General features: G+C 40.3%; 9 protein-coding genes. 7 read left to right on the top strand and 2 right to left on the bottom strand.

The genetic code is table 11. The annotated features are described in order from the left end of the window. The first annotated feature begins 740 nt into the window (after positions 1-740). On the top strand, positions 741-1,010 hold the full coding sequence (locus ACFO3G_RS04715; RefSeq protein ID WP_380078453.1) for a hypothetical protein: 270 nt from the start codon (positions 741-743) through the stop codon (positions 1,008-1,010). Between the two features lie 975 nt (positions 1,011-1,985). Next, positions 1,986-3,080 (top strand): peptidoglycan DD-metalloendopeptidase family protein, encoded by a 1,095-nt coding sequence (locus ACFO3G_RS04710; protein WP_380078451.1) that lies wholly within the window; start codon positions 1,986-1,988, stop codon positions 3,078-3,080. A 186-nt stretch (positions 3,081-3,266) separates the two neighbouring features. On the opposite strand, the gene ACFO3G_RS04705 is transcribed toward ACFO3G_RS04710, so the two are convergent. Together ACFO3G_RS04705 and ACFO3G_RS04700 are read right to left on the bottom strand one after the other, a co-directional pair. Continuing rightward, positions 3,267-3,638: a DUF2023 family protein gene (locus tag ACFO3G_RS04705; RefSeq protein ID WP_380078449.1), complete on the bottom strand. Its 372-nt coding sequence runs from the start codon at positions 3,636-3,638 to the stop codon at positions 3,267-3,269. Positions 3,639-3,738: 100 nt separating this feature from the next. Further along, entirely contained in the window at positions 3,739-4,236 is a 498-nt protein-coding gene (locus ACFO3G_RS04700; protein WP_380078447.1) for a flavodoxin, read from the bottom strand. 352 nt (positions 4,237-4,588) lie between these two features. On the opposite strand from ACFO3G_RS04700, the gene ACFO3G_RS04695 reads away from it, so the two are divergent. The 5 genes from ACFO3G_RS04695 to ACFO3G_RS04675 all read left to right on the top strand — a co-directional run bounded on the left by ACFO3G_RS04695 (position 4,589) and on the right by ACFO3G_RS04675 (position 8,577). Next, positions 4,589-5,140 (top strand): hypothetical protein, encoded by a 552-nt coding sequence (locus ACFO3G_RS04695; RefSeq protein ID WP_380078445.1) that lies wholly within the window; start codon positions 4,589-4,591, stop codon positions 5,138-5,140. Positions 5,141-5,273: 133 nt separating this feature from the next. Continuing rightward, positions 5,274-5,813 carry a phosphoribosyltransferase gene (locus ACFO3G_RS04690; RefSeq protein ID WP_380078443.1) on the top strand — a complete coding sequence of 180 codons (540 nt, stop codon included), beginning with the start codon at positions 5,274-5,276 and terminating at the stop codon, positions 5,811-5,813. Further along, the gene (locus tag ACFO3G_RS04685; protein WP_380078441.1) at positions 5,810-6,385 is read left to right on the top strand and encodes an adenylate kinase; all 576 of its coding nucleotides are present in this window, start codon (positions 5,810-5,812) and stop codon (positions 6,383-6,385) included. The genes ACFO3G_RS04690 and ACFO3G_RS04685 overlap by 4 nt, the downstream gene beginning before the upstream one ends. Before the next feature lie 309 nt (positions 6,386-6,694). Continuing rightward, on the top strand, positions 6,695-7,849 hold the full coding sequence (obgE, locus tag ACFO3G_RS04680; RefSeq protein WP_380078439.1) for a GTPase ObgE: 1,155 nt from the start codon (positions 6,695-6,697) through the stop codon (positions 7,847-7,849). 5 nt (positions 7,850-7,854) lie between these two features. Beyond that, positions 7,855-8,577, top strand: coding sequence for a B3/B4 domain-containing protein (locus ACFO3G_RS04675; protein ID WP_380078437.1), 723 nt, complete (start codon positions 7,855-7,857; stop codon positions 8,575-8,577). Positions 8,578-8,727 lie beyond the last annotated feature (150 nt).

Below are 8,727 nucleotides of genomic sequence, written 5' to 3'. Positions count from 1 at the left end.
GCCTATCGCTAGCGTTCATCCTGAGCCAGGATCAAACTCTCCATTGTTAGTTATTTGTTTTCGTTTTTTCCTGTTTGTGCGCTCGTTATGATCACTTCGTGTATCTCGTATTTGACGGAAGTTTTTTAATTTCTTCCCTGTACTACACTTTCGTTTTGCTTATGAATACTTTCAAAGATCGCTTCAAACGTTTCAGGCATCGTTTTGTGCCTTCGGGAATAACCCCTTCCGTTTGATTGCGAGTGCAAAGATAGAGCATTTATCCCTTCCCTTCCAAATGTTTTGACAAAAAAGTTTTGTGAATGACTCGGGAATTGGGGCTTAACTGCCTTTATCCTTGTCGGTTATGCGTGGAAAATATTTTTTCTTGTTCTCGGGAACAAAACAGAAATCGGGCGTGAATAGCCATTTTAAGGGGGAAAAGGGAGTGGTCGCGGAAGGAGAGGTGGAGTGGGTTTCGGTGGTCTATGGGGCTCTCCCACTCTTTCTTTATCATATCGACAGTGTCCCGGGGGTTCGATGTTGGGAGAGCTCTTGGGGTACCTAAGGGATTGCGATGGAGGATGGCTTCCTGAAAATGGATCACTCGGCACAGCTCCTTGCGCGCGTACATTATATATGTGGCAATGCAAGTGGACATATAGGCTTTAGGGCTTCATCCTTATGTTGGTCTACCGGTAAGGGGTTATTGATAAAGAGATTCCTTTTTTGTATCTTAGTCACTCATTGAATATAGAACCATGGAGATAAGCATATTACTTACCATACTTTTGATTTTCGTATCGCTTGGCGAGCTATTCCGCCAAGAGGGTAAGATATGTCTTGTCATGGAGAGTCAAATCAACGGCTTCATAACCGTCAAACATAATCTCAAGAATGCTCTCTTTCGATGGACCGGGAAGTTCGTCTTTAGAGGGGTATATTTGTTAAATACCGTTATCTTGACAGATGCTCAAAAAGCGGCTCAATCCATCCTCATTCAACTTCAAAATCACAACTTTCGGGGTTAGGGGTCTCCGACCTTCTTACCCACTTTGCCCGTTTTATAGTACGAAACGGGCTTTTTTATGCGCTATTTTAACAAATAAGCTCGCGCAAGAGGCAATCTGTTCTCGCGCGACTTTCAATCCGTTCTCGCGCGACCTTGACATGCGAAGTCGCGCTGCTTCAAGTGCAACCTCGCACGAGGTTACCCTCAAGGTCGCGCGAGGATGGATTGCTTCTCGCGCGACCTTCCTAAAAAGGCGGCCCAAAGTGCGTTTTTATGCCACTGTCTTGTCCATAAAATATAGCGTATACATATATTAACATTGATATAGGACGGTTTCGTACCATTGCTCTTTGGCTCTGTCAAGAATAAATCTCTTTCAGTTCAAAAAAAAGGCTGATTTAAGTGGTAAAACTGGTGAGGGTAAATTTACATTATTTAGCTTATATGAGGCTGATTAGAGCAAAGCACAGTCGCATTTATTATCATATAATCGCTCTCATTGCTCAATAAAAACCATACCGAAGAGTAAATACTTGAACTTAATCTATAAAAACCGAACAACACTTACAGCAAGATACTCTCTCGCGCGCGTACATTATATACATAGTGTCAAAATAATTCGTTTTATAAAGAGCCGGATTCAATTAAGAAGAAGAGTTTGCATGCTATAATGCTCCTCTCTTTAAATGAATAAAAAGAACCTGTTGGTTTGATAATCCAAACAGAATATAATGCTTAAGGAATCGAAAGAAATAATCAGAGTGTCACGGAAAGCGTGTAAAAGCAACCAACAACAAACATATTGACACATAAAAATCAATATACATTACATTTGTCACAAACCAGATAACAATAAAGGGAATTATTGATTTGGATTTGTTAGAAAAAAACTTACCTTTGTTGCGGTAAAGAAGTGCTTGAGGATCTACTTATGCCCCTACGTGAGGCATAAGTAGGTTAGAATAGCATTAATTCTAACTTAAAATTAATTGGTATGATAAAACAATTGGCAGTCGCGTTGTGCAGTTCGTTGTGCTTTATAACAATTTCAACCAGCGCAGCACGAGCAAATGACTTTGGAGTATCTAGAAAAAAGCACAAAACAAGTAGAGTTAGCACAAAACAACGCCAGCGTTCAAAGCAGGAATCAACTCGTCGCACAGCGACTTGGAATGGAGCGCAGAGCACCCCTGTAATCCGAAGAGATTCGGTTAGAAATCTCGTAGCAGACCGCCTTGATTACACATCCCGAGGTAAAAAAGAAAAAAGTAGCCGTAGAAATTCGCAAGCAGAATATCGCTCACACAAGGATCAACTTTTGGATCCGGCTGTAGAATTGTATGGAGAAAATAGTTGGGGTGATTTTGTAAGACCTTGTAGTTCAGACCTAATCCCCGAATCATATAATATAGATTGTAGTGGTTTCGTGATGCCGATAAAGAGCCGTCGTATCACATCAAATTTTGGCTATCGTGCACGTTTCAGAAGGATGCACTATGGTACAGACATTGCTTTGAATACCGGAGATACGATTGTATCTGCTTTTCCCGGTCGAGTACGTGTCAGCAGCTATGAAGGCGGTGGCTACGGTAATTATATTATTGTAAGACATCCAAATGGACTTGAGACCATCTATGGTCATATGAGCAAGCGCATTGCCAATGAAGGAGATATCGTCGAAGCCGGAGAAGTTTTGGGTCTGGGTGGAAGCACAGGAAGAAGCACGGGTCCTCATCTTCATTTCGAATGTCGCTTTATGGGAGTAGCTCTTAATCCGGCCCACCTCTTCGATTTGGTTGCGGGCGTTCCGATGGATGACTATTTCCATTTTAGCAAGAGTGCAAATATGAGAGGTGGTCGATTTGCTGCATCATCTAACGGCTCAGTAAAGAAATTTTCGAAACGCGGAAAGTCTCGAAATCGTAGAAATGTTGCTTCAGGCAGAGTCCAAACATACCGTATCAAAAAAGGCGATACCCTTTCGGAGATTGCTCAGCGCAATGGTACCAGTGTTAGTAAGCTCAAACGACTTAACCCCGGGATTCGCCCAAATAGGTTGAGGCCTAATAAATCTATTAGGATTAGATAACGCGACTAATCATATATAGTAAAAGCAGATTAACTTTGGATTTGATCCATCGTTAATCTGCTTTTATTTCAATTACTCTAAATCAGTTTGTAAAGTTATATATTCATTGGCTCTTTAATAACAAATTATCAATTATACATTCTAAGTAAATAGGAATATAGTAAATGCTTATTGTACTTATATTACTTAAGCTACATTTATTTTTATTTGGCTTTCCAACTGCTTTGTTTTGCAATACCTTCTACATTGAACTCCTATATCGTAACCAAGCATTGCTCCAACAATAAAATCTTCTTCAGGTGTAAGATTGTTGAGAGGTCTGTCGCCCAGAAACAGATCTAAAGCCCTAAGGCAGTCTTGATCTCCAAAGAAAAGATTGGCTCTGCTACCACCTTTTACCTGCCTGCTAAAATGTGCTATTCCAACATGGGAAAGTCGTTTTTCGGCCTCTGTAATCTCTTTGCGGGACAAGGTACACAACACCATCTTGCGTACACCTTTTTGATATTCATAGATATGATGAAGAAAAACCTTGAAGTCTACTGAAAGCGATTGCATAACTATTGAATGAGAATATTTAGTAAATAGTGTGCTCGGGGAAAAAGCCCCGAACACACAGACTGATTTGAAACAGTATAATCAGAGAGAATTATAAACATCAATGCGAAAAAGAAGAAAGCCAAGTATCTATTCGATCATCAGTTTCATCTGACTCGTTAGCTTCATCGATTAGACAACCTATCAGTTTGCCATCTTCTTCGCAACGAGTAGCATCATAAGTGTAACCATCCGGACTCATCTGTCCGACAAAACTTGCTCCGGTAGAGGACAACTCCTCTTTGATAGTGGCCAAAGCATCACAAAATGTATCGCTATAACAGCCAGAATCACCGCATCCAAAAAGAGCAATCTCCTTACCGGAAAGATCCATAGTCTTAAGTTTGGGCAAAAAATCTTCCCAATCATCCTGCAAGTCTCCACAACCCCAAGTAGAACTTCCCAAAAGAAGCATCTCATATTGAGCAGCAGATGCAGGATCGGCATCACTTACATTGTATACATCATCTCCTGCAAGTCCCAGCTTTTGGGCAATACGGTTAGCAATGTCGGTAGTGGTGTCTGTAGATGATCCAAAATAAATTCCAATCTTTTTCATAATTCTTTTATGTAAAATAAGTTTATAGCAGAAAAGCCTGTTGATTTGCTTCTTGATACAAGGCTGACTGCTTTAGTAAATTGCTTTGACGCAAATGTATAGACACATCTGAATACTTCCGATACCTACAATAGGCCATTTATATATCTGTCATGATATGGATTAGGTAGTAAGAGATGTAATCAAAGGTTATACATATTATATATGGATTATTAGAAGTTGGTTGGATTTATCTTAATGAAATATATTTTTCAAAAAGCATCGATAAATCTTTTTTTTGGTATCTTCGCTAAGAATGTAAATAACTCTGAGTACTCAGATAAGTCAAATACTAAGGAAATATTAAAGAACAATGAAGAAGATCCTTATTACAATCATCTCATTATTAGCATTTTCTATCCATATAGCAAATGCTCAACAATCAACTTTTGCCAAAGGATATCAGACGCTTAATGTTGGTTTAGGAATTGGAGGAACGATTTACTCGGATGGTTATAAGATGCTTGTACCACCCATTTCAGCAGCCTACGAATACTGCGTCGCAAGTGGTTTTATCAACAACAATGCATCAATAGGTGTCGGAGGTTACACAGCCTTTGCTGCATCAAGGTATAAATTTAATGGCAACCATGTCGATCGCTCTCACTTCATTTTAGGCGCAAGGGGAACTTTCCACTATGAGTTCGTACCACTTCTGGATACTTATGCCGGATTGATGTTGGGCTACGACATTGACAATACCTCGGGCAGAATAGATGGTAGAAAGGATACAGACGACAATACCGGTTTTGCTTATAGCGGTTTTATAGGTGTTAGATATTATTTCTCACCCACTGTTGCCGGCTATGCAGAGCTTGGATATGGTATTACTTACGCTTCAATTGGAGCAACATTCCGTTTTTGAAAACAACCACTTATAAGAGCTGGAACTGATAGATTCTACCTGCCTTGTTAAGAATTTGCATAGAGGTCGTTGCTGTGGCAAATAATAAGGTATTTTAGTACCTTTGCTGTTCATTCTTAAAAAAATAAAGGGTATGAAGGAGATTAAAATTAAAGACAAAGTCTTCGAAGAATATATTAGTGCTGAGACAATACAAAACGCAGTAAAGGAGATGGCAAAAAAGATGAATGCCGACCTTAAGGATAAAGATCCTTTGTTCGTTTGTATTATGAATGGATCCTTTATGTTTGCATCGGACCTTATGCAACAATTGGATGAGTTTTATGAAGTTGCTTTTGCACGCTACTCCAGCTATAGTGGTACCGAATCGACCTATAAGCTCAAAGAGGTTATGCCTGTCACACAATCTCTTGAAGGTCGTATAGTGGTCATTTTGGAAGATCTGATCGACTCCGGTTTTACGATGATGCACGTTAAAAAGCATTTTTATGACCTTGGTGCCAAAGAAGTGCTGATTGCAACTATGCTCGACAAGCCTGCAGCACGCAAATGCCCTGTAGAAGCTGACTATGTCGGTATCAGTATAGCGAATGATTTCATTGTTGGACACGGACTCGATTATGATGACTACGGACGCATGTACAACGATATTTATAAAATCAAATTATCATGACCAACGTTGTTATTTTCGGAGCTCCGGGTTCCGGCAAAGGGACTCAGAGCGAAGAGTTAATCAATCGCTACGGCTTCATTCATATTTCCACCGGAGATATGCTTCGAGCCGATATTATGAAAGGAACCGAGCTTGGCAAGATAGCCAAGGAGTATATTGACGAAGGAAAGCTTGTCCCTGATGAGACTATCGTCGGGATGATTGAGCATGTCATCGAACAGCATAAGGATACCAAAGGTATTATCTTCGATGGCTTTCCACGCACTGTACCACAAGCTGAGTCTCTATGCGAAATGCTTGACAAACATGGCACTGAGGTCCATTTAGTGTTGGATTTGCAAGTACCGACAGAGACCTTGATTGAGCGACTTCTCAATCGTGGCAAGCAAAGTGGCCGTAGTGACGACAATCTTGAGACTATTCAAAAGAGGCTCAAGGTCTACGAAAATCAGACAGCTCCATTAGCCGAATATTACAAAAAGCATGGCAAACACCGTGCTATCAAAGGTACCGGTACCGTTGAAGAGATTGCTCAGCGTCTTTTCGAACATATTGATTCATTAGATCAATAAAATAGATTGTTGGCACAGCCAATAATTGACATATTATATTAAGAGGCGATGTATCAGACATATAAGTTGTGATCATCGCCTCTTTTGTATCTTGATACTTTGACATAAAGTTTTAAGAAATTGTTGGATTTATCCGGAGAAGGTTTGAATCCAAAAGGTCATTAGACACTTGAAAGAGATTTATTTCAAACGACCTCTCAGCTTTTGAAAGCGAGTTTTTAGAATGAAACCGCTACTTTAGGTATCTTTGTAGCATAAACAGAAGGAAGCAACGACAATTGCTTCTCTTATAATAAGGATAACATAAATATGGCAAGATCAAGTAATTTTGTTGACTACGTAAAGATCTATTGTCGATCCGGGAAGGGTGGACGTGGATCCAGACACTTTAGACGCGAAAAATATATCCCCAAAGGAGGCCCTGATGGAGGCGATGGAGGAAGAGGAGGACACATATACATACGTGCAAACCGCAATTACTGGACTCTTCTGCACTTACGATATGATCGACATATTCTTGCCACCAATGGAACTCCAGGAGGTGCCAACAAATGTACGGGTGCCGATGGAGAGGATAAATGGATTGAAGTGCCGGTAGGGAGTGTGATATACAATGCAGAAACAGGTGCATACATAGCAGACCTAAGAGAAGATGGCCAAGAGATTTGTCTTCTTTCGGGTGGTAAAGGTGGCAAAGGAAATACATTTTTCAAAAGTGCTACCAACCAAGCTCCACGATATGCACAGCCCGGAGAACCCTCTCAAGAGCTTACAATTATTATCCAACTTAAGATGCTGGCTGATGTCGGACTGGTAGGTCTTCCCAATGTTGGTAAATCTACACTTATCTCTGTACTTACCACAGCCAAGCCAAAGATAGCCAACTACCCTTTTACTACATTAGAGCCAAGTCTGGGTATTGTTCCATATAGAGACAACAAATCATTTGTCATGGCGGATATTCCAGGCATCATAGAGGGAGCTGCAGAAGGGAAAGGCCTTGGCCTTGAATTTCTTCGACATATCGAACGCAACGCTCTTCTACTATTTATGATACCGGCAGATACCGAACATATCGGGGAAGAGTATCAAACACTTCTCAATGAGCTAATCAAATACAATCCTTCTCTTGCCAATAAGCATAGAGTGTTGGCAATTACGAAAAGTGACTTGATAGATGAAGAACTGCAGGAGATGCTCAAGGGAGAGCTTCCAAAAGATATTCCGACCATATTTATCTCAGCCGTGGCTCACAAAAACTTAGACAAACTCAAAGATATCCTATGGACAGAGCTTAGCAAGGAGAGTCTTCACGAGCCGGATGATATTGCTCATCAAGACCTTGACCTAAGTAAAATCACATGGGATGAAGAGGAGGATGTTCAGCCAATAAAAGCTGACGAAAGTGATGACGATTGGGAAGATGACGAAGATGATCTAATAGAAATTGAGTGGGAGGATTGACCGAAATGAAACAACTTAGTTTTGCCGACAGCTTTGTATCAAGATGCCCCAAATTCAGAGTTGCCGTAACGGTTGCAACTCTTCCACATCCGGCAATATCAAAAAAAGTAGAGGCATTGCTCGTATATGCCGAGAATAAATTAAGAGAAGAGTTTGACACGGCAAGTATCAAACAAAGAGCTGCAGTCCTATCTACTCGTGATGCGTATAAAGCTTTAGGTAAAGATCCCAATAGATACAGACCCGCAAGCGAACAATTGTGCAGACGTCTTGTACAAGGGAAAGGGTTATACTTTATCAATCCACTGGTGGACCTCGGAAATTATATATCTATTGCTACAGGTTATTCGATAGGTGTATTCGACTACGATAAGATTGGTAATCAAATTACATTAAAACGCGGTGAAGCCGAGGATGACTTTGAAGGAATAGGACGAGGGAAACTTAATGTTGAAGGACTGCCAACCTACATAGATGAAAATGGTCCATTCGCTACTCCTACAAGTGACCACGAGCGAACGAAAGTAAGCGAAAATCATATCAGAAGAACGCTTATTTTTATCAACGATTTCGGTGCAAATCCATTGGACAATGGTGATGATAGACTAAAAGCAGCAGCCGAGGAGCTTAACGATAAGATCAAAGAGCTATTCGAAAACGCCAAGGTCAATCAAAAGATTATCGGAATTAGCAAAGAGTCACAAAACATACCGGATATGCCGGAATAAAAGGGAGCAAAAAGACAAAAGGAAGGGGGCTGTGTCAAAATTCCATTTGGCGCAGCCCTTTCTGTTTTTTGAAAAAAGTTTCAACTTTCTCTATATTAAGTCTTTTCCATGTTATTAATAATAGTTATCTTTATGGTATACAAATAGTTA

The organism is Falsiporphyromonas endometrii (assembly GCF_042654485.1).
Lineage (GTDB): Bacteria > Bacteroidota > Bacteroidia > Bacteroidales > Porphyromonadaceae > Porphyromonas > Porphyromonas endometrii.
This window is presented reverse-complemented; position numbering and strand designations above follow the sequence as displayed.

What these genes read in the sequence shown, in the direction of transcription:
- ACFO3G_RS04715 (WP_380078453.1), top strand. Translation starts at nt 741, where the DNA reads ATGGAGATAAGCATATTACTTACCATACTTTTGATTTTCGTATCGCTT.
- ACFO3G_RS04710 (WP_380078451.1), top strand. Translation starts at nt 1,986, where the DNA reads ATGATAAAACAATTGGCAGTCGCGTTGTGCAGTTCGTTGTGCTTTATA.
- ACFO3G_RS04705 (WP_380078449.1), bottom strand. Translation starts at nt 3,638, where the DNA reads ATGCAATCGCTTTCAGTAGACTTCAAGGTTTTTCTTCATCATATCTAT.
- ACFO3G_RS04700 (WP_380078447.1), bottom strand. Translation starts at nt 4,236, where the DNA reads ATGAAAAAGATTGGAATTTATTTTGGATCATCTACAGACACCACTACC.
- ACFO3G_RS04695 (WP_380078445.1), top strand. Translation starts at nt 4,589, where the DNA reads ATGAAGAAGATCCTTATTACAATCATCTCATTATTAGCATTTTCTATC.
- ACFO3G_RS04690 (WP_380078443.1), top strand. Translation starts at nt 5,274, where the DNA reads ATGAAGGAGATTAAAATTAAAGACAAAGTCTTCGAAGAATATATTAGT.
- ACFO3G_RS04685 (WP_380078441.1), top strand. Translation starts at nt 5,810, where the DNA reads ATGACCAACGTTGTTATTTTCGGAGCTCCGGGTTCCGGCAAAGGGACT.
- obgE (WP_380078439.1), top strand. Translation starts at nt 6,695, where the DNA reads ATGGCAAGATCAAGTAATTTTGTTGACTACGTAAAGATCTATTGTCGA.
- ACFO3G_RS04675 (WP_380078437.1), top strand. Translation starts at nt 7,855, where the DNA reads ATGAAACAACTTAGTTTTGCCGACAGCTTTGTATCAAGATGCCCCAAA.